This is a genomic window from Kaistia hirudinis (assembly GCF_014196455.1).
GTDB lineage: Bacteria > Pseudomonadota > Alphaproteobacteria > Rhizobiales > Kaistiaceae > Kaistia > Kaistia hirudinis.
Genome location: NZ_JACIDS010000003.1, coordinates 988189 through 1014533, shown reverse-complemented (window position 1 = coordinate 1014533; position 26345 = coordinate 988189). Strand labels below are relative to the sequence as shown.

Here is a 26345-nt window from a genome sequence, read left to right as displayed (position 1 = left end):
CGCCTTCATAGCGGGAAGAAGGCCGGGGGGCAACGGGTGGGGAGCAGAGGGTGCGCTTCTCGCGCCATTGCGGCCGTATCGGCGGCGCGATAGGAGCCGGCGGGCACACGCACGATCCGCATACGCCGTCCGGGATAGCTCCATCATGCCAGCCGCCTTCTCCCGCTTCGAGACCTTCGCCCCGCAGGAGGCACTCGCCCGCGCTCTGCTGCCGCATGCGACCGAGGCCAATGGCGACGGCTCGCACGACGAGGCGCATCTGCTGAGGGTCTGGAAGAACGCCGCCGCCATCCAGCGCGAGGAAGGCGGCGATCCGTCCATCCTCCTGGCCGCGACGCTCTTGCACGACTGCGTCTCGGTCGAGAAGAACTCGCCGCTGCGCGCTGAGGCGTCGCGGCTCGCGGCGGAGAAGGCGGCCGGCATTCTGGCCGGGCTGGGCTGGGAGTCCGGGCCGATTGCCGCCGTCGGCCATGCGATCGCGGCGCACAGCTTCTCGGCCGGCATCGAGCCTGTCACCATCGAGGCGAAGACGCTGCAGGACGCCGACCGGCTCGACGCGATCGGCATGGTCGGCGTTGCCCGCTGCTTCTATATCGCCGGCCGCATGGGCAGCGCGCTCTATGACTCCGACGATCCGCAGGCCGCCGGCCGGCCCTATGACGACAAACGCTTCGCCATCGATCATTTCCACACCAAGCTGCTGAAGCTCTCGGCCGGCTTCCGCACGAGGGCCGGCGCGCGGATGGCGCAGGAGCGGCATGCCCGACTGGAGCGGTTCCTGGCCGAGTTCTCCGACGAGATCTAGTCCGGACCCAGCACGCCATCGCCTCGCCGCGCGAGGAGAAAATCGATCAACGCCCGCAAGGGCGGCGGCGTCTGGCGACGACCGGGATGGTAGAGGAAGAAGCCCGAGAACGATCGGCTCCACGACTCGAGCAGGCGCACAAGCCGGCCTTCCTCGACATCGCGTGCCGTGCTCGGTTCCGGCAGGTAGGCGAGGCCGACACCGCGCAGCGCCGCATCGCGCAGCAAGCCTGTGTCGTTGAGAGTGAGTGGCCCCTCGACGGCGATCTCGAATGGACCGTCGGGACCCTCGAACGGCCAGCGAAAGACCGCACCCGTCGCGGTCCAGCAATAATTGATGCAGGCATGCCGCCCGAGATCCGCCGGAGTCACCGGCGGGGATCGCCGCGCGAAATAGGCCGGACTGCCGACGACGGCCATCTTGATGCTCGGGGTGAGGCGCACTGCGACCATGTCCTGATGCAGCCGTTCGCCCTGGCGAATGCCGGCATCGAAGCTCTCGGCGACGACATCGGTCAGCGCGTCATCGACGATGAGTTCCAGCCGGATCTCGGGATAGGCCTCGGCAAAGTCCGCAAGCAATGGCGCCAGGACCAACTCCGCGGCCAGCCGCGGCAGGTTGATGCGCAGCCTCCCCGACGGGCGGGACTGGAACGCCCCGACGACGCTGACCGCCCCCTCGAGTTCCGCAATGGCGGGCTCGATCCGCGCCAGCAGCGCGAGCCCGGCCTCGGTCGGCGCGACGCTCCGCGTCGTCCGGTTCAGGAGCCGAACGCCGAGACGCTCCTCCAATTGGCGGATCGTGTGGCTGAGGGCCGACGGCGAAACGCCGAGCCGAACGGCGGCGCGCCGGAAGCTGCATTCCCTCGCCACCGCCGTGAAAGAAACCAGTTCCGAGAATGCGGCACCACGCATGATTGATGCATCCTGCTCAACAACTCATCCACATTAGGACAGATTGTCCGTCCTCGCAGGCACAATCACATTGGCGGCATCGAAACCATATCGGTGAACCGCATCATGACATCAGCCTCCGCCGCCACGAATGGACTTCCCGCAAGTGCCCCTCCCCTCGCCGGCAGGGTTGCCCTCGTGACCGGCGCCGGATCAGGCATCGGCCGGGCCGCCGCGCTCGCCTACGCCGCCAAGGGCGCCGCCGTCGCGCTGGTCGGACGTCGCGAGGCACTGCTGCTGGAGGTCGTCGCCGAGATCGAGGCCAAGGGCGGCAGCGCCGCGGCATTTGCGGCCGATGTCGCCGATGAAACTGCGATCCGGGGACTCATCTCCGATGTGGTTGCGCGCTTCGGCCGCCTCGACATCGCCTTCAACAATGCCGGCACGAGTTCCTACGGCCTGATCGAGCAGGCGAGTTCGGCTGAGTTCGACCGCGTTTTCGCGACGAATGTGCGCGGCGTGTGGCTTTTGCTGCGTGAGGAGATCGCCGCCATGCGTGCGGCCGGCCGTGGCGGCGCGATCGTCAACACCTCTTCGATCGCTGCGACCGGCGGTACCGCGGGCCTTTCGATCTACGCGCCGAGCAAGGCGGCGCTCGACGCCATGACCCGCGTGCTGGCGATCGAAATCGGGCGCGACGGCATCCGCATCAACAATGTCAGCCCTGGCCTCACGCGTACGCCGATGAATGATGGACTGCCGGATGTGATGTTCGAACAGGTCGCCGCCCATTCGGCCCTCGGCCGGATCGCGACGCCGGAGGAGATCGCCGACGCGGCCGTATGGCTCTCGGGCGACGAGGCGCGCTTCGTCACCGGACAGGACCTGCTGGTCGATGGCGGCTTCAACATCGCCGGCTGGCGATGAACTGGCGGCGGGGTTGACTTGACCGGCCCCGCCGCCGACCTTCCGGCCAAAGGAGCACGCCATGTCCGCCGCTGACGAGAAGACCACGGTCGACGACCGCGAGATCGCGCATTTTTCGGCAATTGCCGATGAATGGTGGGCGCCGGGCGGCAAGTTCGCGCCGCTGCATCGGCTGAACCCGATCCGCATCGGCTTCATCAAGGACGAGGCGGCGAAGCGGTTTTCGCGCGATCCGAAGAGCGCGCGCTGTCTCGAAGGGCTGCGCGTGCTCGATATCGGCTGCGGCGGCGGGCTCTTGTCCGAGCCGATGGCGCGGCTCGGCGCCGAGGTGGTCGGCGCCGATGCGTCGGCGACCAATATCGGCGTCGCCTCGGCGCATGCGACGGCTTCCGGCCTTGCGATCGATTATCGCGCCACGACGGCGGAGGCACTGGCCGAAGCGGGCGAGACCTTCGACATCGTGCTCGCCATGGAGATCGTCGAACACGTCGCCGATCTCGACCTCTTCATCGCCGAGACGGCGCGGATGGTGCGCCCCGGTGGGCTGATGGTGCTTTCCACCATCAACCGCACGCCGAAAGCCTTCCTGCTCGCGATCCTCGGCGCGGAATATGTGTTGCGCTGGCTGCCGCGCGGCACGCATTCCTATGAAAAGCTGGTGAAGCCGAAGGAACTCGCCGCCGCGCTCGGCAAGGCGGGGATCGACGTTTCCGCCGAGGCTGGCGTCGTCTACGAGCCGCTCGCCGACCGCTGGAAAGTCTCGTCCGACATGGACGTCAACTACATGCTGGCGGCGGTGCGGCCGGGCTGACGCCTCAGTTCCCCTCCTCGGGGAGCGATGGCAGCGCGTGGAATTCGATGCCTTCCTCGACCAGCGCGCGCGCCTCGTCGGGCGAGGCCTCGCCATAGATGCCGCGCGGCTCGACTTCCTCGTAGTGGATTTTGCGCGCCTCTTCGGCGAAGCGGTCGCCGACATAGTCGGCATTCGCCTCGACGTGTTCGCGCACCTTCTTCAGCATTTCGCGCAGCGCCAGCTGGCGCGGATCGGGCGCGGCGACGGGTATGGCCGGCACCTCGGCGCGCGCTTCGCGCCTCCGCGCCGTCGACACGGCCGGCGCCATCAGCGCCTTGGTGATCGACGTGTCGCCGCACACCGGACAGGCGAGCGCCTTCGCTCCGGCCGCCTTGTCGAAGGCGCCGGCATCGCGAAACCAGCTGTCGAATTCATGTCCGGCGGAGCAGACGAGGTCGTAACGTATCATGGCTGAAATATAGGCATTGCCGGCGCCCTTGGAAGAGGCGCCGGCTCAGCACTCAGGCCACGAAGGAGCCGACCTGGGGGATCGCCGCCAGGGCGAAGTCGCGCCGGTTGACGAGCGCGGGGATCGACTGCCGCGTCACCGAGGAGAAGGCGGGATCGATCTCGGCGATGATGAAGCCGGGCTCGTCGCCCGCCTCGGCGAGGATCTTGCCCCAGGGATCGACGATCATGGAGTGGCCGAACGTATCGCGGCCGTCCTCATGATGGCCGGCCTGCGCGGCGGCGAGGACATAGGACCCGGTCTCGATCGCACGCGCGCGCAGCAGCACATGCCAATGCGCTTCGCCCGTCTTCTTGGTGAAGGCGGCGGGTACGGCGATGACATCGGCACCGGCCTCGGCCAGCGTCCTGTGCAGCGCGGGGAAGCGCACGTCGTAGCAGATGGTGAGGCCGAGCTTCGCCCAGGGGAGATCCGCGACCACCGCCCGGTCGCCGGCGCGATAGGTCGCCGATTCGCGATAGCTCTCGCCGCCGGACAGATCGACGTCGAACATGTGGATTTTGTCGTAGCGAGCCGTCACGGCGCCGTTGGGGGCGATCAGGAAGGAGCGGTTGGCGATGTGGCCATCCGGCAGCAGGATCGCCATCGAGCCGATATGCAGCTGGATGCCGAGCTCGCGCGCGATCTCGCGGAAGCGCTGCAGCGACGGATCCACCTCCTCCGGCTGGATCGAGGCGAGCAGATGCGCCTTGTCCCGGTCGAGGATCGTGGTCATCTCGGGCGTCAGCACATATTGCGCGCCCGCCGCCGCGGCGGCGCGGATGAGCGCCTCGGCGTCTTCGACATTGACGTCCACGGAACGCCCGCTGCGCATCTGCACGCAGGCAGCCTTGAAGCTGGTCATATCCCGTCTCCCCGATCGATTTGAATGGAAAAGCAGCCGGAACACCGCGCCGCCGCTGAGCGCGGGCACGGTGCTTCGAATGCGTGTTTCGTCGCGCGCAGCCTCAAAGCCGCGCCGGTCTCTGCCCAGGCGCGCCTCATGCGGCGAGCAAGGGATCCAGTCGCCCTTCGCGCTCGAGCGCATGCAGATCGTCGCAGCCGCCGACATGGGTCGAGCCGATGAAGATCTGCGGAAAGGTGGAGCGGCCATTGGCACGCCCGATCATCTCGGACCGCAGCGCCGGGTCGCCCGTCGCGTCATGCTCGACATAGGCGACGCCCTTCGTCTCCAGCAGCCGCTTCGCGGCCGTGCAGTAGCCGCAGCCCTGCCGGGTATAGATCGTCACTTCCGCCATATGAGGTCCCTGACTGTCTGGCAGCCGCGACAATATAGGGGTCACTCCATCCCGTCGACAACCCGGGCGAAGACGACGACGTCGACGCTGGCCGCGCCGGCACGCAGCAGCGCCCGCGTCGCGGCCTTGGCCGTGGCCCCAGTGGTGTAGACATCGTCGACCAGCAGCACACGGCGGCCGGCGATCGCCGAACGCGCGCCCGGCGCGGGCGCGAAGGCGCCCGCGACATTGGCGGCGCGGGCGGGTGCCTTCAGCCCGACCTGGCGGCGCGTCGGGCGGATGCGCAGCAGCTTTTCGGGCTCGCAGGGCACGCCGAGGCGCGCGGCGACCACGGCGGCGAGCAGCGCCGACTGGTTGAAGCGCCGCTGCCAGAGCCGGCGGCGATGCAGCGGCACCGGAACCACCATATCGACCTCGCCGGCAAACTCGGCGGCGACTCGCGCCATCATCGCGCCGACGCCCTTCGCGATCTCGGTGCGGTCATGATATTTGAGCCCCTGCACGATGCGGCCCGACAGCCCATCATAGAGTGCGACCGCGCGGAGGCGGCCGAAGGGCGGCGGATCGGCGATGGCTTCGGCCGAAAGGGCGCCCTCGCCGATGTCATAGGCGAACGGAATCGCAAGGCGCGCGCAGAAGGGCCGCTCGATGAGACGCAACGCACTCCAGCACATGCTGCAGAGCGCCCCGGTTTCGGCGACGGGCGCGGAGCAACCGATGCAGGCCGGCGGCAGGACGAGGTCGATCGCCTTGCGCAGCAGCGGCCGAACGCCGGCGACCAGACGCGCCGGAGCGCTTTCCTGCACGCTGACGCTCTCTTCCGCCACCGCCGACCCCATATGATCCCCGTCGTCATCCTATTCCCTCACCGCGCGCCCCGAAAGCCGGACGGCTTCGGCGTCGCCGCACCTTCGAGATTTCGATGAACAAGGTTCCCTCGATCTTCGACCGCCGCCTGCTCGCGCTCCGCCGCCTGCGGGCCGAAAGCATGGCGGTGCCCGGCGCCGATTTCCTGTTCGCGCGCGCGGCCGAGGATCTCGGCGAGCGCCTCGCTTCCGTGCAGCGGCGGTTTTCGGCCGCCGCCATCATCGGTCCGGATACCGGCCAGCTCGCCGCGACGCTGGCCGCGGCCGCGCCGATCGGCGAACTCAAGCATGTGGCGATCGAGGACGGGCCCACGGGCGAAAGGCTGGCGCTCGAGCCCGCCTCGCTCGACCTCGCGGTCAGTGTGCTTGCGCTGCAATGGGTCAATGATCTTCCGGGCGTCCTGGCGCAGATCCGCCGCGCGCTGCGGCCCGACGGGCTTTTGCTCGCCGTGCTCGCGGGCGGGGAAACGCTGAAGGAGCTGCGCGATTCGGTCACGGCGGCCGAGAGCGAGCTCCGCGGTGGTGCCTCGCCGCGCGTCGCCCCGTTCGCCGATATCCGCGATATGGGCGGCCTGCTGCAGCGCGCCGGCTTCGCCCTGCCCGTCGCCGATACCGATCGGCTTGTGGTTCGCTATGACAGCCTGTTCGCGCTCGCCCGAGACCTCCGCGCCATGGGCGCCACCAATGTGCTGACGGCGCGCGATCCGCGTCCGCTGACCCGCGCCATCGCCGCCCGCGCGGCGGAGATCTATACCGAGCGTCACGCGGATGCCGACGGGCGCGTGCGCGCCACCTTCGAACTCGTCTCGATCTCGGGCTGGGCGCCGGATGCGAGCCAGCCAAAGCCGCTCAAGCCGGGCTCCGCGGCGATGCGCCTCGAAGACGCGATCGCCGGGGCTGCCAAGACGCGGAACGGGGACGGGACGGTCTGAAGAGGCTCAGAGCAGGTCGATGAGCGGCGCGATCAGCGGCTCGTCGGCCGGCGGCATCGGATAGTCGCGGAGCGCCTTGGCCCGCACCCATTTGAGCGCCTGGCCCTCGCGGCTCTCGGGAATGCCGGTCCAGCGCCGGCAGACATAGAGCGGCATCAACAGGTGGAAGTCGGGATAGGCGTGGCTCGCAAAGGTGAGCGGCGCCAGGCATGCCGTCTTGGTCTCGACGCCCAGTTCCTCGCGCAATTCCCGGATCAGCGCGTCCTCGGGCGATTCGCCGGGATCGACCTTGCCGCCGGGAAACTCCCACAGGCCCGCCAGTGCCTTCCCCTCCGGACGCTGCGCGATGAGGATCCGATTGTCGGGATCGACGAGGGCGCAGGCGACGACGAGGAGCAGGCGGGACATGGATGGTCTCGGTTGTTCAGGCGGGGCGGCGATAGTGATAGCCGTACTGATGCTGGAAGCCGAGCTTCTCATAGAGGCGGATCGCCGGCTCATTGTCGGCGAAGACCTGGATCGCAGCAAAGCGGGCGCCGCGGTCGCGCGTCCATTTGAGCGCCGCATGCATCACCGCCTCGCCATAACCCTGGCGCCGGCGCGCCCGGTCCGCGACGACGTTGAGATAGACGCCGATATCACCGGCGACGACAGCGAGTGCGGCGGCGGCGGGCTGCCCCTCGCGGCCATAGGCGACGAAGCCCTTCGCCTCGGACGCGATCAGGCCGATCAGCGTCTTCAACGTCTCGACGGTCGCCGCCGGATATTGGCTGAGCGCCGCCTCGGCGCGGAACCAGCGCGGATCGGCCGGCGGGAAGGAGCGCACATCGCCGCGCGGCTCCAGCGACGCCGCGGCGAGATCCATGGCGAGAACGAGGCTCTCGTCGAAGGATTGCCAGCCCGCGGCGTCGAGCGCCGCGACGACTTTTTCGCCCGCAAGCGGCGTCACGCGGAAGACGGGCGCGATGCCATGCCGGGCGGAGAGCGCGGACAGGCGCGCGATCCGGCGGCCGGCATCCTGCTCGTCGGTCGGATCGAGGCTCTGGAAACAGTTCGACCGCTTGGTGTAGCCCTGCGCATAGCGCCAGAGCCAGGCGCCATCATGGACCACCGCGATCGCCGGCCAGGCCGAGAGGCACGCTGCCTCGATGGCGAGCGGCGACGGCGGAAAGGTCACGTTCAGCTCCGGTAGTCGCCGTTGATCGCGACATATTCCTTGGTCAGATCGCAGGTCCACACCCGCGCCGTCCCGGCGCCGAGGCCGATATCGGCGGTGATGACGATCTCCTGGTTCTTCATATAGGCTGAGGCGACATCCTCGGAATAAGCCGGGTCGCGTTCGCCCTCGAAGGCGACGCGCGTGTCGCCGAAGGCAATCGACAGGCGGTCGCGGTCCGCCGGCTCGCCGGCCTTGCCGACGGCCATGACGACACGGCCCCAATTGGCGTCCTCGCCGGCCGCCGCGGTCTTGACCAGCGGCGAATTGGCGATCGAAAGGGCGATGCGCTTCGCCGAGGCGTCGGAGACGGCGCCCGTGACACGGACTTCGATGAGCTTGCGCGCGCCTTCGCCGTCGCGGGCCACCTGGATCGCGAGATCGAGCAGCACCGCGTCGAGCGCGGCGGCGAAATCGGCGAGGCGCGGATCGGCCGGATCGGTGATCGTCTCCGCCCCCGCCGCCTTGCCCGTCGCAAAGAGGAGCAGCGTGTCTGAGGTCGAGGTGTCGCTGTCGATGGTCACGGCGTTGAAGCTGCCGGTGACGCCCTTCGACAGCAGCGCCTGCAGGACCGGCGCGGCGATGGCGGCATCGGTCGCGACGAAGGAGAGCATCGTCGCCATGTCCGGGGCGATCATGCCGGCGCCCTTGGCGATGCCGTTGATCGTGACCTCGGCCGTGCCGAGCCGGACGCGGCGCGTGGCGCCCTTCGGGAAGGTATCGGTCGTCATGATCGCGCGCGCCGCGTCGATCCACGGCCCTTCGGCGACGCGCGTCGCCGTCTCGGGCAGGACCGCTTCGAACTTCGCCGCGTCGAGCGGCTCGCCGATCACGCCGGTCGAGGCCAGGAACACCTCGTCGGGCCGGCAGCCGGCCACCTTCGCCGCGAGCGCGGCCTGCCGCGTCGTGGTCTCGACGCCCTTCTTGCCCGTGAAGGCATTGGCATTGCCGGAATTCACCAGCAGCGCCCGCGCAGAACCACCGGCCAGAGAGGCGCGGCACCAATCGACCGGGGCCGACGGGCATTTGGACGTAGTGAAGACGCCGGCGACCGTCGTGCCCTCGGCGAACAGCGCCAGGAACACGTCGCGGCGGTCGCGATACTTGATCCCGGCCGCGGCCGTCGCGAAGGCGACGCCGGCGACGGGCGGCATTTCCGGGAAGGGGACGGCGAGCGGCGACACGGCGGCGGACATCATGCCTCGGCAGGTTCTGGCGCTGGAGAGGCCAACCCTCTGCCCGAAGCCTCGGTCACACGCAAGGTCTTTCGGGGTCGCGGTTTCCCGCGACAATAAAAAAGGCCGGAACGGATCCGGCCTTTCTCGATGTTCGCATGGCAGATCAGCGACGGCTGCGCGCGCGCCTTACTTGGCGGGCTGCGGGGCGGGCTTCGCCTTCAGCGACGGGTCGAGGATCTCGACCTTGTTGTCCTTGCGCAGCTGGGCAACCTCGGCGACGAAGGTGTCGCGCAGCACCATTTGCCGGACCTGGTCCTTGACCTGGTCATAGCTCGGCAGAGGCTGCTTGCGCTTATCCTCGACCTTGATGATGTGATAGCCGTACTGCGTCTTGACCGGCGTCTCGGTGTACTTGCCGACGTCGAGCTTGAACGCAGCGTCCTCGAACTCCTTCACCATCTTGCCCTGGGTGAAGTAGCCGAGCTCGCCGCCCATCTTGGCCGAGCCGGGATCCTTGGACTTCTCCTGCGCGAGCTTGGCGAAATCGCCGCCCGCGTCGAGCTCCTTGATGATCGCCTTGGCCTCGTCCTCGGTCTCGACGAGGATATGCGCCGCCTTCACCTCTTCCGGCGGGGTGACCTTGGCGATCTCTTCGTCATAGCGCTTCTTGACCGCCTCGTCGGTGGTCTTGCCGTCGATCTCGACGCGGAAGAACTCGCTGCGCAGCGCCTGGGCGCGGAGCAGAGCGAGCTGGCGCTGGAAGGCGTCGGTCTTGTCGAGGCCATCGGTGGTCGCCGCGGCGGCCATGAGCTTCAGGTCGACCAGCACGTCGAGCACCGCCTTGCGGCGCTCTTCCGGCGGCAGCTTGGCGATCTGCTCGCCGAACGCCTGCTCGGCGAGGACGAGATCGGCCTCGGTGATCGGCTCGCCATTGATGGTCGCGACGACGGTCGCCGGATCGACCGGCGCCGGTGCCGGCGCTGCAGCGGGCGCCTCGGCCGCCGGAGCGGCGGGCGCGTCCTCGGCGTGTGCCGGCGCGGCAACCGCCATCAGGCCGAGAAGCGCCAGAGCCGAGCCGCGCAGCTTCATCCGGCGCGGGGAGTGACGTGACGTCATCGATTTGTCCTGTTCCGTTACAGACGCTGGGTAGTTCGGGGAGGCCCGGACCGATGCGGCCGGAGCGTCCCGGATTCCTTGCAGTTGCTGCATTCTCGGGCCTGCCGGCGGGTCCGGGGCCACGTTGACATCCTGGGTGCCCCCTCTTATCTGTCTCGGGTCTCGGCGTCCAGAACGCTGTTGATGACCGAGGTGACGGCGCTTCCCACGGTTTCCGGCCCGAGAGCCTGTTACGAAGCAGGCGCGGCTTCGTCCCAGAACGGACGGGTGGCGCCGTTACAATATCAAGGATAACGCCATGGCGGGTCTCGGTTCTCTCGCGCGCAAGATATTCGGTTCCGCAAACGATCGCCGCGTGAAGGGGTATCGACCGAAGGTCGCGCAGATCAACGCGCTCGAAGCCGAAATCCAGAAGCTCACCGACGATCAACTTCGTGCGAGGACCGCTGAGTTCAAGCAGAAGATGGCCAATGGCGCGAGCGTCGAGGATCTGCTCGTCGAGGCGTTTGCGACGGTGCGCGAAGGCGCGCGGCGCGCGCTCGGCATGCGGCATTTCGACGTGCAGCTCATCGGCGGCATGGTGCTGAACGACGGCTCCATCGCGGAGATGAAGACCGGCGAAGGCAAGACGCTCGTCGGTACGGCGCCGGTCTATCTGAACGCGCTGACCGGCAAGGGCGTCCACGTCGTCACGGTGAACGACTATCTCGCCAAGCGCGATGCGGAATGGATGGGGCGCGTCTACCGCTTCCTGGGCCTCTCGGTCGGCGTGATCGTGCACGGTCTCGACGATGATCAGCGCCGCGCGGCCTATGCCTGCGACATCACCTACGGCACGAACAACGAGTTCGGCTTCGACTATCTTCGCGACAATATGAAGTACGAACTCGGCCAGATGGTCCAGCGTGGTCACCACTACGCGATCGTCGACGAGGTCGACTCGATCCTGATCGACGAAGCGCGCACGCCGCTGATCATCTCCGGCCCCCTCGACGACCGCTCGGAACTCTACAACGCGATCGACACCTTCATTCCGCGCCTCTCGGCGGAAGACTATGACATTGACGAGAAGCAGCGCTCGGCCTCCTTCACCGAGGCCGGCAACGAGAAGCTCGAGCTGCTTCTGACCGAGGCGGGGCTGCTCAAGGGCGAGTCGCTCTACGACGTCGAGAACGTGACCGTCGTCCATCACGTGAACCAGGCGCTGCGCGCGCATCGCCTGTTCCAGCGGGACAAGGACTACATCGTCAAGGGCGGCGAGGTCATCATCATCGACGAGTTCACCGGCCGCATGATGCCCGGCCGGCGTTATTCGGAAGGCCTGCACCAGGCGCTCGAAGCCAAAGAGCATGTGCAGATCCAGCCGGAGAACCAGACGCTCGCTTCGATCACGTTCCAGAACTATTTCCGGATGTACGGCAAGCTGGCCGGCATGACCGGCACGGCGCAGACGGAAGCGGCCGAGTTCGCCGATATCTACGGTCTGGAGGTCGTCGAGATCCCGACCAATGTTCCCGTCGCCCGTATCGATGATGATGACGAGGTCTACCGGACGGCCGCCGAGAAGTACAAGGCGATCATCCGCGTCATCCGCGACTGCAGCGAGCGCGGCCAGCCCGTTCTCGTCGGCACCACCTCGATCGAGAAATCCGAGCTTCTCTCGGAGCTTCTCAAGAAGGAGAAGGTGCCGCACCAGGTCCTCAATGCGCGCTACCACGAGCAGGAAGCCTATATCGTCTCGCAGGCCGGCGTTCCCGGCGCGGTGACGATCGCCACCAACATGGCCGGCCGCGGTACCGACATCCAGCTCGGCGGCAATCTCGACATGCGCCTCGAGCGCGAGCTCGAAAACGTCACGGACGAGGCCGAGCGCGCGCGCCTGACGGAAGAGATCAAGGCCGACATCGCAGCGAAGAAGCAGGTCGCGCTCGCGGCCGGCGGTCTCTACGTCATCGGCACCGAGCGGCATGAGAGCCGGCGCATCGACAACCAGCTGCGCGGCCGTTCCGGCCGCCAGGGCGACCCGGGCCATTCGCATTTCTTCCTGTCGCTGCAGGACGATCTGATGCGCATCTTCGGCTCCGACCGCATGGACGGCATGCTGCAGAAGCTCGGGCTCAAGGAAGACGAGGCGATCGTCCATCCCTGGATCAACCGGGCGCTCGAAAAGGCGCAGCAGAAGGTCGAGGCGCGCAACTTCGATATCCGCAAGAACCTCTTGAAATATGACGACGTCATGAACGACCAGCGCAAGGTCATCTTCGACCAGCGCGTGGAGCTCATGGCCGAGGACGATGTCGGCTCGACGATCGAGGAGATGCGGCACGAGGTGACGGGCGATCTCGTCTCCAAGCACATCCCCGAGCGCGCCTATCCCGAGCAGTGGGATGCGGCGGGCCTCGCCGAGGATTTCCAGCGCGTGCTCAACATGGACCTGCCGGTCGTGGAATGGGCCGCCGAGGAAGGCATCGCCGACGCCGAGGTGCGCGAGCGCGCGCTGAAGGCCGGCGACGACGCGATGGCCGCGAAGCTCGAGCGTTTCTCGCCCGACATCATGCGCCAGGTCGAGAAGGCCGTGCTGCTGCAGACGCTCGACCATCTGTGGCGCGAGCATCTGGTCACGCTCGACCATCTGCGCCAGGTGATCGGCTATCGCGGCTATGCCCAGCGCGACCCGCTGAACGAATACAAGACCGAGGCCTTCGAGCTGTTCGAGGCCATGCTGCAGAACCTGCGCGAGACGGTCACGGCGCAGATGATGCGCGTCGAGATCATGCAGTCGCCGCCGCTGATGCCGCAGGAGGTCGAGGACGTCGAGCCGATCCACCTCGATCCGGTCACCGGCGGCAATGAGATGGACGAGACCTTCTTCCAGGCGGTCGCCTCGGCGAGCCTCCCGGAGGCGGCCGGCGTCGATCCGAACGATCCCTCGACCTGGGGCAAGGTCCAGCGCAACGCGCTCTGCCCCTGCGGCTCGGGCAAGAAGTTCAAGCACTGCCACGGCCGCTTCGCCTGACGCGAGGCGGGTCCGTCACAGCCTGACTATCGACACACGAAATGCCCGGTACGGATTGCCCGTGCCGGGCATTTTGCTTTCTGGGTTCGACTAGCAGCAGCCGTCGCCGATGAGCCTGACCACAGGGCTATGGCCGTTGCTCCCTGTTACTGCCGGGCTCGACCCGGCAATCCAGACTCTCTTGCTTGGAGCAGCAGCTAGTACTCGACGAAACGACAGGCGGGAAGACTGGATGGCCGGGTCAACCCCGGCCATGGCAGGGCGGCGATGGCGCCCGAGAGCCAGAGCCCCAGGCGGCCCGCCCCATCGAAGCGCGGCAGTTCCAGCGCAGCCGATGATGCTCGACCGCGAAGCCCGCTACGCCGCGTCAGCCCTGCAGCGAGAGCTTCTTCTTCATATTGTTCCAGAAGCCGGGCTTGGCCGGCGGCGGCTCGGCCGGTGCCACGATGGCGCGCAGCGGCGATGGCGTCGGCAGGGGGACGCCCGGTGCCGGAACGCCCTCGACGGGCACCGACAGCGCCGCCGCCGAGGCCTCGTCGACCGTCGCCACGGCAGCCGCGCCAGGCGCCGCTGCGGCGACTGAACCGTCGGCCGGAGCCGCAGCCACCGGGGCGCCCGCAGCCTTGGCCGCCGCGACCTGGTCGGCCGTCGCCTTCTTCTGCGCGTCCGCCGCGGCCTTCTGCTCATCGGCCTGATACTTGACCGAGGCGATCTGGAACGCGGCGTCGTCCTTCATCTGCTTCTGCTTCACCGCCGCATCCAGCCATTCCGGCATGGACAAGGGCGGGCACGGCGCCGACGCGTCGAGCGGGATGCCGCCGGAACTGACGTCGAAGACATAGCGCTTGCCGCAGACGGCGACCTGGGGCGGCTTGCGCATGACCTCGAAGTGGTCGCTGCCCTGCTTCAGCATGACCCAGAACTCGAAGTTCGGGTCGTTGCGGTGCTTGGCCATGTTTTCCGGGGTCATCCGGAAGGGATAGAGGTGCACCTCGAACGAGCGCTGGCCGCCAAGGAAGGAATCCCGGGCCAGCGCATAAATCTCGCCAGCGGCCTCGTCGGTCATCGAATAGCAGCCCGCCGACGAGCAGGCGCCGTGCACCATCAGATTGGTGCCGGTGCGGCCGAGCGCGCGATCATAGGCGTTGGGGAAGCCGATATTGAACGACAGATAATAGCTCGACTTCGGGTTCATCTGCCCGGGCGTGATCGTATAGAAGCCCTCGGGGGCCTGCCGATCGCCCTCCTTGATCTTCGGGCCGAGCTTGCCGGACCATTTGCAGATCGAATAGGTCGAGAGCAGCGCGTACTGGCCGTCGCGCTTCTGCTTCCAGACTTCGAATTCGGAGCTTTCCTTGAAGGAGCGGATATAGATCGGCGCCTTCGGATCCATGTCGAGCTGCTGCATCTTGGCAGCGAGCTTCGCCGGGACCGGCCGCTGGTCCTTCGGAATGCCGGATTCCTGGCAGGCCGCGAGCAAGCCGAGCGCCGCGATCAGCAGCAATCCGCGACAGATGCGAGCGATCAGTCCGGACGCCGCCATGAATATCCCTCGAGCATCGCCTGCAACGTGATTGCCGGAAAAGCGGCCGCGTCTAGGGACGCGCTGGCCGGTTCCGCCGAATCGACGCGGTCACAATGACCGGAAACCCCGGCGGAATCGTGTCAAAGGCTCCGGCCGATCGCAAGGAACTTCTCCCGGCGCTGGCGCTTCAGATCGGCGCCGGAGAGACCGGAGAGCGAGGCAAGCGAGGCGGCGATCGCGTCACCCACCGCATCGATCGCGACATTCGGATCGCGATGCGCGCCACCGAGCGGCTCGGACACGATCTGGTCGATCACGCCGAAGCGGTAGAGATCCTGCGCGGTGATCTTCATGTTGGTCGCCGCATCCTGCGCCCGCGTCGCGTCGCGCCACAGGATCGATGCCGCGCCTTCCGGCGAGATCACGCTGTAGATCGAATGCTCCAGCATGAGCACGCGGCTCGCCGTCGCGATCGCGATCGCGCCGCCGGAGCCGCCCTCGCCGATGATCACCGAAACGCTCGGCGCCGCGAGCGCGAGCGCCGCTTCGGTCGAACGGGCGATCGCCTCGGCCTGGCCGCGCTCCTCCGCCTCGATGCCCGGAAAGGCGCCGGCCGTATCGACCAGCGTGATCAGCGGCAGGTCGAAGCGCTCGGCGAGTTCCATGATGCGGATCGCCTTGCGATAGCCCTCGGGCCGCGCCATGCCGAAATTGTGCTTGAGGCGCGTCTCCGTGTCGTGGCCCTTTTCCTGGCCGACGATGGCGACGGGACGATCACGGAAGCGGCCAAAGCCGGCCAGGACCGCCTTGTCCTCGCCGAACTTGCGATCACCGGCCAAAGGCGTGAAATCGGTGAACAGGCGCTCCGCATAATCGACGAAATGCGGCCGATCGGGGTGACGGGCGACCTGCGTCTTCTGCCACGGCGTCAGCTTCGCATAGATGTCGGCGAGGGCCTGCGCGGCCTTGGCCTCCAGCTTGGCGATCTCTTCGCCGATCGCGACGGCATTGCCGCTTTCGCCGAGCGCGCGCAACTCCTGGACCTTGCCCTGGAGGTCGGCGACCGGCTTTTCGAATTCGAGAAAGGTTATCATCCAGACCTGCGAGCCGGACACCAAGGGTGCCGGGTCCGGCGGTACGGCCGCCCCCGAGCGCGGCGCACACTGGCCGCAAGCCCCTGCGGTGTCAAGCCAAAGGACCCCGAAGGCAAAACTGCCCCCAAACGACAAAAAGCGCGCCACGAGGGCGCGCGTTCTTGTCGATGGGACGGCGTTCGGGGGATCACGCGCGTCCCAGGGAGGTCGACAACGGACGACGCTACTCTGCCGCCCGATGGTCAGAAGGTGGTCCGGTTCAGCCATGAACCCCGGGGGGCTGGGGGGCTGAGAAATTCCGAAGTTCCAGCCAAACCGGACCGTCTGAAACCATGATCCGAAGATGAGCCTGCAATGAGGCTGGTGCCGGGCCGAAAAAGGGCGAAACAATGAAATATCCGGAAGAGGCATCACGCCTTCGTGAAGCCGCCGGCGCTCCTCGGGGCGATGCGCAGGCACGCTCCACGCCTTGCCAGCGGCCCACTTCGGGGCGATCATGACAGCTCTATGACGGCGGTCGCGAACCGGACCAAAGGAGGCGCCCTTGGCGGAGAGCGAGGAGGAGATATCGGGCAGCGGCGCGCAGCTGGTCGCCCTCGCCGCCGCGCGGCCGGCCGCGGCGCCCCGCTATGTCGCGTTCGACCGCCACGAGCTCAACCTGATCCTCCGCGTCTATGGCCGCATGGTCGCGGCCGGCGAATGGCGCGACTATGCGATCGACCATCTGAAGGATCGGGCGGTGTTTTCGATCTTCCGCCGCACCGCCGAGATGCCGCTTTTCCGAGTCGAGAAGGACCCTGCGCTCGCCCGCCGGCAAGGCACCTATTCGGTGATCGCGGCCGGCGGCTACATCATGAAGCGCGGCCATGATCTCAGGCAGGTTCTCACCGTGCTCGAGAAGCAGCTGAAGCTCGTCGAGCCCTGATCAGCGGGTCGGCGGCTCCTCTGCGCCGGACCCGAGGCTGCGCTGCATCAGCACGCTGTCGAGCCAGCGCCCGTGCTTGAAGCCGACATTTTCCAGGATGCCGACGAGCCGAAAGCCAAGCGCGGCATGCAGGCGGATGGAGGCCTGGTGCCGGCTGTCGCCGATCACCGCGACCATCTGGCGGAAGCCGCCGGCCTCGGCCGCTTCGATCAGCGCCGCGAGAAGCAGCCGTCCGATCCCCCTGCCCTGCGCCGCTGCGGCCAGATAGATCGAATCCTCGACGGTTGCGCGATAAGCGGGTCGGGGCCGGTAAGGCCCGGCATAGGCGTAGCCGAGGATGCCCTCCTCCGCCTCCGCGACGAGATAGGGAAAGCCGCCCGCAAGCAGCGTGTCGCGGCGGCGGCGCATCTCGTCGAGATCGGGCGGCTCGAGCTCGAAGCTCGCCGTGCCCGTCGCGACGCTCAGGCCATAGATCGCCGTGATCGCCGCCAAGTCGGCATCACGGACGGGGCGGATCGAAACGGTCTCGCGGCTCATCGACATCCCGGGAACGGCCAGCGCAAACGAAAAGGGCGCAGCCTTGGCCGCGCCCTTTCCTCAAACCCTGTTGATCCGATCAGCGGCGGTCGCCGAACAGGCGGAGCAGCATCAGGAACAGGTTGATGAAGTCGAGATAGAGCGTCAGCGCGCCCATGATCGCCTTGCGGCCGGCCAGCGTGCTGTCGTCGTTGACCGAGTACATCTCCTTGATCTTCTGCGTGTCGTAGGCGGTGAGGCCGACGAAGATGAGCACGCCGAGGATCGAGATCGCGAAGCCGAGGGCCGACGATCCGATGAACATGTTGACGATCGAGGCGATGATGATGCCGATCAGGCCCATGAACAGGAACGAGCCGAAGCCCGTCAGGTCACGCTTGGTCGTGTAGCCATAGAGGCTCATCGCGCCGAAGGTCGCCGCGGTGATGAAGAACACCTGGGTGATCGACTGCGCCGTGTAGACGACGAAGATCGTCGTGAGCGAAAGGCCCATCAGCGCCGAATAGACCCAGAAGGTCAGCTGCGCGGTCGCGACCGACATCTTCTGGATGCCGAAGGACAGCACCAGCACCAGCGCGAAGGGCGCCAGCATGACGACCCAGAGCATCGGGCCGCTGAACAGCGCATCGCCGAGAGCCGTCCGCGCAATGCCTGCGCCGGTGTCGACGAAGGCCAGCTTGAACATGCCGATCGATGCGGCACCGGTGATCAGAAGCCCGATCGCCATGTAATTATAGACCTGCAGCATGTAGCTGCGCAGGCCCTGGTCGATAACACCGGTTTCGGCACGGGCCGCGCCAAACGGTGAAACGCGCCTGTCGAAATCTGCCATCGAAATCCTCTCCGAAATCCGCCCACGCCTGCCCATGCAGCCAATGGCGGGATCACCCGCGATATGGCCTCCGCCACCTCTAGGCGCAAGAGTGCGGCACATTACATCGCCGCAATCCTAAACGAAGCGTGCCTGCCGCCCTAGAGGTTTCTCAGATAGGGCGCGGCCTTGCGCCCGAGGAGGCGCCATGTCCCGGCGAGGCCGAGAAGCACGGTCAACAGCACCGCGACGAGCGCGGCGAGGACCGCTTCGAGCGCGGAGAAGGTGAAGCTCTGCTTCATGACGCCGGCCACGACGGCGAAGGCGGCGAGCGAGCCGACGCCGACGCCGAAGATCGCGGCGGCGAGCCCGAGCAGCCCGTATTCGAAGCCGAAGGCGAGCAGCAATTGGCGGCGCGTCGCGCCCAGCGTCTTCAGCACGACGGTGTCGCGGAGCCGCCCCTGCAAGCCCGCCGCGAGGGCGCCGGCCAGCACGAGCACGGCGGCGGCGAGCGCGACCGAGGAGGCGGCGCGGATCGCGACCATGAGCTGCTCGAGGATCGACGAGACACGGTCGAGCGCCTCGCGCACACGGATCGCCGTCACCGTCGGGAACGCCTTGCCGACATCGCGCATCAGCGCCGCCTCGTGCGATGGGTCGGGCGCGCCCGGCAGCGCCAGCGTCGTGAGCACCGAATAGGGGGCGCCGGCGAAAGTCGAGGGCGAGAACACCAGCACGAAATTGATCGCGAGGCTCTCCCAGTCGACCTGGCGGAGATTGGCGATCTTGGCCGTGATCTGGCGCCCCAGCACGTTCACCGTGATCGTGTCGCCGAGCTTCAGCCCGAGCCCGCGCGCGACGCCTGCCTCGATCGAGACGAGCGGCTCGCCCGTCTGCCCGTCCGGCCACCAGGTGCCTTCGACGAGGCGCGAATTCTTCGGCAGCGTCGCGGAGAAGGTGACGCCGCGATCGCCTTGCAGCACCCAGGCTGAATCGGCTGATGGCTTCACCTGGTCGGAGGGCACATCATTCACGCGCGTGATCCGCCCCCGCAGCATGGGCACGCTCTCGATCGCGGCGCCCGGCGCCTTTTCGGCGAGGAAGGTTGTGAAGGGGGCGATCGCGTCCTTCTGGACATCGAGGAAGAAGAAGCTCGGGCCATTGTCGGGCATCGAGCTCTTCAACTGCCGCTGCAGGCTGCCGTCGATCAGCGCCAGCGTGACGATGAGCGCGAGCCCGAGGCCGAGCGAGAGCATCACCGAATAGGTGAGCGCGCCGGGCCGGTGCAGATTGCCGACGGCATAGCGGAGCGGCAGTAGCGGGATGCGCGGCGCATGGCGGGCTGCGACCGTCACCAGCCAGCCCACGAGGCGCAGCACAATGAACGCCGCGGCGATGGCCCCGACGAAGATGAGCGCGATGCGCCGGTCATAGGCGAGCAACACGGCAAGGCCCGCCAGCACCGCGCCCGAGCCGAGCGCGCCGGCGAGAAAGCCGAGGCGCGCGCGTCCGCGCTCGATGCCGGACGAATCGCGGAAGAGCGAGGCCGGCGCCACATCCGGGATGCGGCCGAGCGGCAGCAGGGCGAAGGCGAGCGCCGTCACGAAGCCATAGAGCGCCGCCGTGGCGAGCGCGCCGGGGTAGACGCCGCTTTCGGCGCCGACCGGCAGCACATCGGCGAGGAACTGGATCGCGACGACCGGTACGAGCGCGCCGAGGACCATACCGATCACCACGCCGACGGCGGCGATGATCATGATCTCGGTCAGATAGAGCGCGACGACGAAGCGCGAGGCGGCGCCGATCGAACGCAAGGTCGCGATGACGCCGCGCTTGCGTTCGACGAAGGCCGCGACGGCATTGCCAACGCCGACGCCGCCGACGACCAGAGCCGCGAGGCCGACAAGTGTCAGATATTGCGTGAACTGGTCGATGCTGCGGCGAAGGCCGGGCGACGCGTCGTCGCGCGTGCGGATCTGCCAGCCGGCATCGGGAAACGCCGCCTTGGCGGCCTCGACCACCTTGCCCGGGTCGACGCCTTCGGGGAGCTTCACACGATAACCCCACTGCACGAGGCTGCCGGGCTGCACGAGCGCGGAAGCATCGAGCGCCGCGCGGCTGACCAGCAGGCGCGGGCCGAAGCCGAGGCCGGTCGCGAGCTTATCCGGTTCCGTCGCGATCACGCCGGCAAGGCGCAGCGTGGCCGCGCCGAGCCCGATCGAATCGCCAGCCTTCAAGCCAAGGCGCGTGAAGAGTTCCTCGTCAGCCAGGGCGTCGAGGGGCACCGCGGGCGAGAGGCCGCCGCCGCCCGCCGTGACGACGCTGCCATAGAGCGGATAGGCGCCGTCCACGGCCTTCACTTCGACCAGCGTCTGGTCCGAACCGTCCGCCCGGCGCGCCATGCCGCGCACCGAGGCGATCTCCGAGACGGCGCCCTTCGATTCAAGGAAGGCGCGCTCCGCGGCGCTCGCCTGGCGCTGGACGAGCGTGAAGGCGACGTCGCCGCCGAGGATCGCACGGCCCTCGCGCTCGATTCCCTCGGTCATGGATTGCGACACCGAGCCGACGGACGCGATCGCCGCGACGCCGAGCGCGATGCAGGCGAGGAAGACGACAAAGCCGCGGAGACCGCCGCGAAGTTCGCGCAGGGCAAAGCGGAGCGGCAGCAACGCGGCCCGGTTCATTCGGCGGCGCTCCGGGCCGGAACCTGCTCCTCCGCGGCGTCGAGCCGCCCGGAATGGACGCGCACGATCCGCTCGCAGCGTGCGGCAAGGGCCGGATCATGCGTGACCAGTACGAGCGTGGCGCCGCGTGCCGCGGCGACGGAGAAGATCAGGTCCGCGATCTGCCTTCCGTTCGCCTCGTCGAGATTGCCGGTCGGCTCGTCGGCGAACAGGATCGCCGGCTGCGCGACCAGCGCCCGGGCAATGGCGACACGCTGCTGCTCGCCGCCCGAGAGCATGCCCGGATAATGGCCGAGCCGGCCGCCGAGGCCGACCAGTTCGAGCTCCGCCCGGGCGCGGTCGAACGCATCGCGCACGCCCGACAATTCGAGCGGAACCGCGACATTTTCGAGCGCCGTCATATTGGGAATGAGGTGGAACGACTGGAAGACGATGCCGACATTCTGCCGGCGGAAGCGCGCGAACTCGTCCTCGCTGGCCCTGGAAAGATCGCGGCCTGCGACGACCAGACGGCCGGCATCGATCCGCTCCAGCCCGGCCATCACCATCAGCAGCGTCGACTTGCCGGAACCCGACGGCCCGACGAGCGCCAGGGAGGAGCCTGACGGCACCTTGAGCGAGACGCCTTTCAGAATATGGACGCGGGCGGCGCCCGTTCCGAGCGAAAGCTCGACGCCATCGACCTCGATCGCGGTCGGAGCCGGCAAAGAAGATGCGTGGTCTGGCTGCAGCATGATCGGCCACCCTATATTGCGAGCGCCGATCCCGGCACGTTCGTCCAATATGGGTGCGATGCAACAATGATAAAGGCCCAAACATGACGAAGGCGGCGACACTGCTTCTTTCCGTCCTGGCCGTCCTCGCCTGGACCGTGCTTCCGGCGCGCGCGGCGCCGCTGCGCATCGTCGCGCTCGGCGACAGCCTCACGGCCGGATACGGCCTCGGCCCCGGCGAGGGCTTCACGGATCAATTGCAGGCGGCGCTGAAGGCGCGGGGTCAGGATGTCGAGATCGTCAATGCCGGCGTCTCGGGCGATACGGCGGCGGGCGGGCTCGCGCGGCTCGACTGGTCGCTCGGCGAGGGCGCCGACGCGGTGATCGTCGAACTCGGCGCGAACGACATGCTGCGCGGCTTCGACCCGGCCGAGACGCGCGCCTCGCTGGACGCGATCCTGAAGCAGCTGAGCGCGCGCAAGCTGCCGGTCCTCCTCGCCGGCATGCGCGCCGCGCCCAATCTGGGGCCGGACTATGCGGCTCGCTTCGAGCCGATCTACAGCCAACTGGCCGAGCAATATGGCGCGGTGCTATATCCCTTCTTCCTCGACGGCGCCGCCGGCCAGCCCGCCCTCCTCCAGGCGGACGGGCTCCACCCGAACCGGGCGGGCGTTGCGGTGATCGTCGAGCGGATCCTTCCCGCCGTGGAGCGCCTGATCGCGGACATTCCGCGCTGAGGCCCCTACCCCAAACCACCGGGCGCGAGCCCGACGGAGCCTCGACATGAAATATCGCCCGCTCGGACGAACCGACATCGCTGTGTCCGAGATCTGCCTCGGAACCATGACCTGGGGCCAGCAGAACACCGAAGCCGAAGGCCACGCGCAGATGGACCTTGCCATCGACCGCGGCATCAATTTCTTCGACACGGCCGAGCTCTATTCGATCCCGCCCAAGGCCGAGACGCACGGCTCGACCGAGCGGATCATCGGCTCCTGGTTCAAGGCGCGCGGCAATCGCGACAAGGTCATCCTGGCGAGCAAGGTCGTCGGCCGCACGGCCATGGACTGGTTCCGCGGCGGCCGCTCCTCGCGCCTCGTCCGCGCCGACATCGTCCACGCGCTCGAAGGCAGCCTGAAGCGCCTGCAGACGGACTATGTCGACCTCTACCAGTTGCACTGGCCGGACCGGAACGTCACGCTCTTCGGCGCGAACCCGACCCGCTATGTCGAGCAGGAGCGGGCCGTGGACGAGGTGCCGATCGAGGAGACGCTCGGCGTGCTCGACGATCTCGTCCGCGCCGGCAAGATCCGCCATATCGGCCTTTCCAACGAGAGCGCCTGGGGCACGATGCGATTCGTCTTCGGGGCGGAGAGCGGCAAGGGACCGCGCGTCGTCTCGATCCAGAACGCCTACAACCTCCTGAACCGCACCTTCGATGTCGGCCTCGCCGAGATCGCGATGCGCGAGCAGGTCGGGCTACTGGCCTATTCGCCGCTTGCGCAGGGCTATCTCACCGGAAAGTACCAGAACGGCGCACGTCCGGCCGGCGCCCGCACGACTCTGTTCAACCGCGGCGACCGCTATGAGAAGCCCGGCGCCGAAGCGGCGATCGACGGTTATCTGAAGGTGGCGCGCGATTTCGGCCTCGATCCGGCGCAGATGGCCATCGCCTTCGTGACCTCCCGCCCCTTCGTTACGTCGAACATCATCGGCGCCACAAGCCTCGCGCAGCTCACGACCGACATCGACAGCATCGACCTCATGATCACGCCCGAGATCGAGGCGGCGATCGATGCCGTGCACCAGCTGACCGGTAATCCGACGCCCTGAGGCGATCGGCCGCGGCCCTTTACAGGCCGCGGCCAAACCGCAATGCTCGGTTCATCCTTCGCCGAATCCTGAAGGGGGATACCGATGCCGCGCCTTTTTACCGCGCTCGAGGTTCCAGCCGATGTCGGACAGCGTCTCGCGCTGCTCCGCGGCGGATTGCAGGGAGCCCGCTGGATCGACGAGGAAAATTACCACGTCACGCTCCGCTTCATCGGCGACATCGATTTCCGCACAGCCGACGAAATCGTCGAGGCGCTCGACCGCGTGAAACGGCGCGACATCGAGCTGCGATTCGAAGGCCTGACGGCCTTCGGCACCTCCAAGCCGCATTCGATCGTCGCCAAGGTGGCGCCATCGCGCGCCCTCGCCGAACTGCAGGCTGAGCATGAACGCGTCATGCAGAAGATCGGCCTGCCGCCCGACGGGCGCCGCTTCACGCCGCATGTGACGCTCGCGCGCCTCCGCGGCACGCCCCAGCGCGATGTCGCGAATTATCTGGCGCTCAAGGGCGGCTTCTTCGCCGGCCCATTCCACGTCAGCCGCTTCGTGCTGCTCTCCTCCAAGGATTCGACCGGCGGCGGCCCCTATCTGGTCGAGCAGAGCTACCCGCTCGCGGCGGCCGCATGAGCGCGAAGCTGACGGCAGAGGCACGGGATGCAGCGCTGGCGCAGCTTTCCGGCTGGACGCTCCGCGACGATGGCACGGCGATCGGACGGCGCTTCGTCTTTACCGATTTCAGCGAAGCCTTCGCCTTCATGACGCGCGCCGCGCTGGCGGCGGAGCGCATCGGCCATCATCCCGACTGGTCCAACAGCTACCGCACCGTCGAGGTCAGCCTGACCACCCATGATGCTGGCGGGCTGAGTGAACTCGACTTCGAACTCGCTGCGGCGATGGACCGGATCGCGGCGCGCTGAGGCCTCAGGCGCCGAAATCCGGCGTCAGCGTTGCCTCGCCGATCACGTCGCCCTGCAGATAGCGGACACCCCAGCTCGCGAGCAGCTTGGCGGAGGTCTCGTCGCGGACCCATTCGGCGACCGTCGCGAGGCCGAGTTCATGGGCGAGCGCCGCGAGGTGGCGCACGAAGATCTGATCTTCCGTGCTGTGGGCAAGATTCTCGATGAAGCTGCCGTCGATCTTCACGATATCGACCGCAAGTGCGCGGAGACTGCGGAAGGACGTATAGCCCGCACCGAAATCGTCGATCGCGAGGCGCACGCCAAGCTCATGCAGCCTCGTGATGAAGCGCGTCGCCTCCTCCAGGCTTCGAATGGCCGTCGCCTCGGTGATCTCGACGATCAGCCGCGACCCGACGCCCGGCGTCGCGGTGAGCCGCTCGGCGAGGCGGGCCATCCAGTCAGGCCCGGCTGCCGTCTCAGGCGAGACATTGACCGCGATCACGGCCCCGGGGTTGGCCTCCAGCGCTGCAAGCACCTGATCGAGCACGGCGAGGTCGAAGAGCCGCGCCAGCCCCAGCCTTTCAATGAGCGGAACGACCTGCGCGGCGAGGGCGACGGTGCCGTCGGACTGGACGAGACGCAGCAGCGCCTCGTGATAGGCCGTCCGACGGCTCGCCGCGTCGATGACCGGCTGATAGGCGATCCTGAGCCGCCCTTCGGCGAGCGCCCCGACCAGATCGCGCGACAGCTCGGTATTGGCCCGGCGCTCGGCTGCAATCATCGTCGAGGGCTTGAAGGGTATGAAGCGTCCCGGCCCCACGTCCCGCGCCAGTTCGAGCGTCTCGTGCGCCCGCTCCGTCACTTCCGCGCGCGAGCGGGCATGGCGCGGAATGGAAACGCCGCCGATCGAGATCGTGACCGACATCGCCCCATCCTCGGTTGCGATCACCTCGTCGCCCACGGCCGCGATGAAGCGCTCCGCCGCGACCGCCATCTCGTGCTCCTCGCAATTGTTGAGCAGGATCCCGAGCTTATAGATCGTGAAGCGGCCGATGGCGTCGCCATCGCGCAATCGCGCCGCGATGCGCTGGGCAACCGCGGCAGCGATCCGGTCGGCGGCGCCGAGGCCATAGGCCTCCTTGATCAGCTTCATATTGTCGATGCCGACCACGAGGAAGGCGGCATGCGTGCGCAGCTTCAGCGCCTGCGACACCGCCTCGTCGAGCAGCTCAAGGAGATAGGAACGATTGAAGAGGCCGGTCTCCACGTCATGGCGCGACAGGAAGGCGAGACGCTCCGCATGGGCGCGGCGGTCGTCGACGATGCGCACCACGCCCTCGGCGCGGACGGGGCGGCTGCCGCCATCCGTGTACCAGCGCCCGGTATCCTCGACCCAATGCAGCGGCCCCTCGGGGCCGGCAGGGCGGATGGCGTATTCGATCTGGAAAGGGACGCCCGATCCGGCATCGCTCGCGCCGGAGGCGAGAATCACATCGCGCCGCGAGGGACCATGCTGCGGATCGACGAGGGCGTCATAGGCCTGGCCGGTCGTGATCGCCGACTCATCATCGAGGCCGAGCAATGGACCGGCACCGGGGCTCCAGAGGAGGCGATCGTCCGCGCTGGTCCAGCGATAGGCGGCTTCACCGATCCCCGACAGGATCCGAGCGACCTCCAGATCCTTCGCAGCGTCCTCCGCAACCATTCCCTCGCCCCGAATCATGCGGCCGCAGGCGGGATCCGCCTCCGTGTCGCGCGGCGAGACTGTCACGTAGGCCGGGTGGATACAATCACGGCGAGCCGCAGGAGGACGTG

At 67.8% G+C, this 26345-nt stretch carries 26 protein-coding genes; 10 read left to right on the top strand and 16 right to left on the bottom strand.

The genetic code is table 11. The features are described 5' to 3' along the window. The first annotated feature begins 145 nt into the window (after positions 1-145). Entirely contained in the window at positions 146-805 is a 660-nt protein-coding gene (locus GGR25_RS14720) for an HD domain-containing protein (RefSeq protein ID WP_183399524.1), read from the top strand. On the opposite strand, the gene GGR25_RS14715 is transcribed toward GGR25_RS14720, so the two are convergent. Continuing rightward, the gene (locus GGR25_RS14715) at positions 802-1719 is read right to left on the bottom strand and encodes a LysR family transcriptional regulator (protein WP_183399523.1); all 918 of its coding nucleotides are present in this window, start codon (positions 1717-1719) and stop codon (positions 802-804) included. The two genes, GGR25_RS14720 and GGR25_RS14715, sit on opposite strands and share 4 nt — an antisense overlap. Positions 1720-1824: 105 nt before the next feature. Here GGR25_RS14715 and GGR25_RS14710 point away from each other — a divergent pair, with 105 nt between their 5' ends. Together GGR25_RS14710 and ubiG are read left to right on the top strand one after the other, a co-directional pair. Further along, positions 1825-2625, top strand: coding sequence for an SDR family NAD(P)-dependent oxidoreductase (locus tag GGR25_RS14710; protein ID WP_183399522.1), 801 nt, complete (start codon positions 1825-1827; stop codon positions 2623-2625). A 61-nt stretch (positions 2626-2686) separates the two neighbouring features. Beyond that, positions 2687-3436: a bifunctional 2-polyprenyl-6-hydroxyphenol methylase/3-demethylubiquinol 3-O-methyltransferase UbiG gene (gene ubiG, locus GGR25_RS14705; RefSeq protein WP_183399521.1), complete on the top strand. Its 750-nt coding sequence runs from the start codon at positions 2687-2689 to the stop codon at positions 3434-3436. Positions 3437-3440: 4 nt separating this feature from the next. On the opposite strand, the gene GGR25_RS14700 is transcribed toward ubiG, so the two are convergent. The 4 genes from GGR25_RS14700 to GGR25_RS14685 form a co-directional block, all read right to left on the bottom strand. Beyond that, on the bottom strand, positions 3441-3887 hold the full coding sequence (locus GGR25_RS14700) for a DUF1178 family protein (protein WP_183399520.1): 447 nt from the start codon (positions 3885-3887) through the stop codon (positions 3441-3443). A gap of 52 nt (positions 3888-3939) precedes the next feature. Then, entirely contained in the window at positions 3940-4791 is an 852-nt protein-coding gene (locus GGR25_RS14695) for a carbon-nitrogen hydrolase family protein (protein ID WP_183399519.1), read from the bottom strand. 136 nt (positions 4792-4927) lie between these two features. Next, positions 4928-5185 (bottom strand): glutaredoxin 3, encoded by a 258-nt coding sequence (gene grxC, locus GGR25_RS14690; protein ID WP_183399518.1) that lies wholly within the window; start codon positions 5183-5185, stop codon positions 4928-4930. Between the two features lie 41 nt (positions 5186-5226). Further along, positions 5227-6024, bottom strand: coding sequence for a ComF family protein (locus GGR25_RS14685; RefSeq protein ID WP_183399517.1), 798 nt, complete (start codon positions 6022-6024; stop codon positions 5227-5229). An 83-nt stretch (positions 6025-6107) separates the two neighbouring features. Between GGR25_RS14685 and GGR25_RS14680 the strand changes: the two genes are divergently transcribed. Then, positions 6108-6983 (top strand): methyltransferase domain-containing protein, encoded by an 876-nt coding sequence (locus GGR25_RS14680; RefSeq protein ID WP_183399516.1) that lies wholly within the window; start codon positions 6108-6110, stop codon positions 6981-6983. A gap of 6 nt (positions 6984-6989) precedes the next feature. Here GGR25_RS14680 and mutT read toward each other — a convergent pair whose 3' ends face one another. The 4 genes from mutT to GGR25_RS14660 all read right to left on the bottom strand — a co-directional run bounded on the left by mutT (position 6990) and on the right by GGR25_RS14660 (position 10493). Next, positions 6990-7391 (bottom strand): 8-oxo-dGTP diphosphatase MutT, encoded by a 402-nt coding sequence (gene mutT, locus GGR25_RS14675; RefSeq protein ID WP_183399515.1) that lies wholly within the window; start codon positions 7389-7391, stop codon positions 6990-6992. 16 nt (positions 7392-7407) lie between these two features. Further along, positions 7408-8160, bottom strand: coding sequence for a GNAT family N-acetyltransferase (locus tag GGR25_RS25030; RefSeq protein ID WP_183399514.1), 753 nt, complete (start codon positions 8158-8160; stop codon positions 7408-7410). Between the two features lie 2 nt (positions 8161-8162). Beyond that, positions 8163-9395, bottom strand: coding sequence for a bifunctional glutamate N-acetyltransferase/amino-acid acetyltransferase ArgJ (gene argJ, locus GGR25_RS14665; protein WP_183399618.1), 1233 nt, complete (start codon positions 9393-9395; stop codon positions 8163-8165). Between the two features lie 168 nt (positions 9396-9563). Next, positions 9564-10493: a peptidylprolyl isomerase gene (locus tag GGR25_RS14660; RefSeq protein WP_246409667.1), complete on the bottom strand. Its 930-nt coding sequence runs from the start codon at positions 10491-10493 to the stop codon at positions 9564-9566. Between the two features lie 298 nt (positions 10494-10791). Here GGR25_RS14660 and secA point away from each other — a divergent pair, with 298 nt between their 5' ends. Beyond that, entirely contained in the window at positions 10792-13509 is a 2718-nt protein-coding gene (gene secA, locus GGR25_RS14655; RefSeq protein ID WP_183399513.1) for a preprotein translocase subunit SecA, read from the top strand. A 367-nt stretch (positions 13510-13876) separates the two neighbouring features. Here the strand turns inward: secA and GGR25_RS14650 are convergent, their stop codons facing one another. Next, positions 13877-15052, bottom strand: a complete 1176-nt coding sequence (locus tag GGR25_RS14650; RefSeq protein WP_183399512.1) for a L,D-transpeptidase family protein — start codon at positions 15050-15052, stop codon at positions 13877-13879. A 122-nt stretch (positions 15053-15174) separates the two neighbouring features. Beyond that, on the bottom strand, positions 15175-16128 hold the full coding sequence (locus GGR25_RS14645; RefSeq protein WP_183399511.1) for an acetyl-CoA carboxylase carboxyltransferase subunit alpha: 954 nt from the start codon (positions 16126-16128) through the stop codon (positions 15175-15177). 565 nt (positions 16129-16693) lie between these two features. Between GGR25_RS14645 and GGR25_RS14640 the strand changes: the two genes are divergently transcribed. Next, a complete protein-coding gene (locus GGR25_RS14640) occupies positions 16694-17053 on the top strand; it encodes a DUF2794 domain-containing protein (RefSeq protein WP_380146901.1) in 360 nt (119 codons plus the stop codon). Here the strand turns inward: GGR25_RS14640 and GGR25_RS14635 are convergent, their stop codons facing one another. The 4 genes from GGR25_RS14635 to GGR25_RS14620 form a co-directional block, all read right to left on the bottom strand. Beyond that, the gene (locus tag GGR25_RS14635) at positions 17054-17596 is read right to left on the bottom strand and encodes a GNAT family N-acetyltransferase (protein ID WP_183399509.1); all 543 of its coding nucleotides are present in this window, start codon (positions 17594-17596) and stop codon (positions 17054-17056) included. Positions 17597-17669: 73 nt separating this feature from the next. Further along, positions 17670-18422 (bottom strand): Bax inhibitor-1/YccA family protein, encoded by a 753-nt coding sequence (locus tag GGR25_RS14630; protein WP_183399508.1) that lies wholly within the window; start codon positions 18420-18422, stop codon positions 17670-17672. A gap of 140 nt (positions 18423-18562) precedes the next feature. Then, positions 18563-21085 (bottom strand): ABC transporter permease, encoded by a 2523-nt coding sequence (locus GGR25_RS14625; protein ID WP_183399507.1) that lies wholly within the window; start codon positions 21083-21085, stop codon positions 18563-18565. Then, a complete protein-coding gene (locus GGR25_RS14620) occupies positions 21082-21819 on the bottom strand; it encodes an ABC transporter ATP-binding protein (RefSeq protein WP_183399506.1) in 738 nt (245 codons plus the stop codon). Before GGR25_RS14620 ends, GGR25_RS14625 begins: the two co-directional genes overlap by 4 nt. An 83-nt stretch (positions 21820-21902) precedes the next feature. On the opposite strand from GGR25_RS14620, the gene GGR25_RS14615 reads away from it, so the two are divergent. From GGR25_RS14615 to GGR25_RS14600, 4 genes are all read left to right on the top strand, one after another. After that, positions 21903-22535 carry an arylesterase gene (locus GGR25_RS14615; RefSeq protein WP_183399505.1) on the top strand — a complete coding sequence of 211 codons (633 nt, stop codon included), beginning with the start codon at positions 21903-21905 and terminating at the stop codon, positions 22533-22535. 46 nt (positions 22536-22581) lie between these two features. Then, the gene (locus tag GGR25_RS14610) at positions 22582-23631 is read left to right on the top strand and encodes an aldo/keto reductase (RefSeq protein WP_183399504.1); all 1050 of its coding nucleotides are present in this window, start codon (positions 22582-22584) and stop codon (positions 23629-23631) included. Between the two features lie 84 nt (positions 23632-23715). Continuing rightward, positions 23716-24258, top strand: coding sequence for an RNA 2',3'-cyclic phosphodiesterase (thpR, locus tag GGR25_RS14605; RefSeq protein WP_183399503.1), 543 nt, complete (start codon positions 23716-23718; stop codon positions 24256-24258). Continuing rightward, positions 24255-24548: a 4a-hydroxytetrahydrobiopterin dehydratase gene (locus GGR25_RS14600; RefSeq protein ID WP_183399502.1), complete on the top strand. Its 294-nt coding sequence runs from the start codon at positions 24255-24257 to the stop codon at positions 24546-24548. Before thpR ends, GGR25_RS14600 begins: the two co-directional genes overlap by 4 nt. A 4-nt stretch (positions 24549-24552) precedes the next feature. Here GGR25_RS14600 and GGR25_RS14595 read toward each other — a convergent pair whose 3' ends face one another. Continuing rightward, positions 24553-26235 (bottom strand): EAL domain-containing protein, encoded by a 1683-nt coding sequence (locus tag GGR25_RS14595; protein WP_183399501.1) that lies wholly within the window; start codon positions 26233-26235, stop codon positions 24553-24555. Positions 26236-26345 lie beyond the last annotated feature (110 nt).

Coding starts and splice junctions, on each gene's coding strand:
- GGR25_RS14720 (WP_183399524.1), top strand. CDS start 146: ATGCCAGCCGCCTTCTCCCGCTTCGAGACCTTCGCCCCGCAGGAGGCA.
- GGR25_RS14715 (WP_183399523.1), bottom strand. CDS start 1,719: ATGCGTGGTGCCGCATTCTCGGAACTGGTTTCTTTCACGGCGGTGGCG.
- GGR25_RS14710 (WP_183399522.1), top strand. CDS start 1,825: ATGACATCAGCCTCCGCCGCCACGAATGGACTTCCCGCAAGTGCCCCT.
- ubiG (WP_183399521.1), top strand. CDS start 2,687: ATGTCCGCCGCTGACGAGAAGACCACGGTCGACGACCGCGAGATCGCG.
- GGR25_RS14700 (WP_183399520.1), bottom strand. CDS start 3,887: ATGATACGTTACGACCTCGTCTGCTCCGCCGGACATGAATTCGACAGC.
- GGR25_RS14695 (WP_183399519.1), bottom strand. CDS start 4,791: ATGACCAGCTTCAAGGCTGCCTGCGTGCAGATGCGCAGCGGGCGTTCC.
- grxC (WP_183399518.1), bottom strand. CDS start 5,185: ATGGCGGAAGTGACGATCTATACCCGGCAGGGCTGCGGCTACTGCACG.
- GGR25_RS14685 (WP_183399517.1), bottom strand. CDS start 6,024: ATGGGGTCGGCGGTGGCGGAAGAGAGCGTCAGCGTGCAGGAAAGCGCT.
- GGR25_RS14680 (WP_183399516.1), top strand. CDS start 6,108: ATGAACAAGGTTCCCTCGATCTTCGACCGCCGCCTGCTCGCGCTCCGC.
- mutT (WP_183399515.1), bottom strand. CDS start 7,391: ATGTCCCGCCTGCTCCTCGTCGTCGCCTGCGCCCTCGTCGATCCCGAC.
- argJ (WP_183399618.1), bottom strand. CDS start 9,395: ATGTCCGCCGCCGTGTCGCCGCTCGCCGTCCCCTTCCCGGAAATGCCG.
- GGR25_RS14660 (WP_246409667.1), bottom strand. CDS start 10,493: ATGACGTCACGTCACTCCCCGCGCCGGATGAAGCTGCGCGGCTCGGCT.
- secA (WP_183399513.1), top strand. CDS start 10,792: ATGGCGGGTCTCGGTTCTCTCGCGCGCAAGATATTCGGTTCCGCAAAC.
- GGR25_RS14650 (WP_183399512.1), bottom strand. CDS start 15,052: ATGGCGGCGTCCGGACTGATCGCTCGCATCTGTCGCGGATTGCTGCTG.
- GGR25_RS14645 (WP_183399511.1), bottom strand. CDS start 16,128: ATGATAACCTTTCTCGAATTCGAAAAGCCGGTCGCCGACCTCCAGGGC.
- GGR25_RS14635 (WP_183399509.1), bottom strand. CDS start 17,596: ATGTCGATGAGCCGCGAGACCGTTTCGATCCGCCCCGTCCGTGATGCC.
- GGR25_RS14630 (WP_183399508.1), bottom strand. CDS start 18,422: ATGGCAGATTTCGACAGGCGCGTTTCACCGTTTGGCGCGGCCCGTGCC.
- GGR25_RS14625 (WP_183399507.1), bottom strand. CDS start 21,085: ATGAACCGGGCCGCGTTGCTGCCGCTCCGCTTTGCCCTGCGCGAACTT.
- GGR25_RS14620 (WP_183399506.1), bottom strand. CDS start 21,819: ATGCTGCAGCCAGACCACGCATCTTCTTTGCCGGCTCCGACCGCGATC.
- GGR25_RS14615 (WP_183399505.1), top strand. CDS start 21,903: ATGACGAAGGCGGCGACACTGCTTCTTTCCGTCCTGGCCGTCCTCGCC.
- GGR25_RS14610 (WP_183399504.1), top strand. CDS start 22,582: ATGAAATATCGCCCGCTCGGACGAACCGACATCGCTGTGTCCGAGATC.
- thpR (WP_183399503.1), top strand. CDS start 23,716: ATGCCGCGCCTTTTTACCGCGCTCGAGGTTCCAGCCGATGTCGGACAG.
- GGR25_RS14600 (WP_183399502.1), top strand. CDS start 24,255: ATGAGCGCGAAGCTGACGGCAGAGGCACGGGATGCAGCGCTGGCGCAG.
- GGR25_RS14595 (WP_183399501.1), bottom strand. CDS start 26,235: ATGGTTGCGGAGGACGCTGCGAAGGATCTGGAGGTCGCTCGGATCCTG.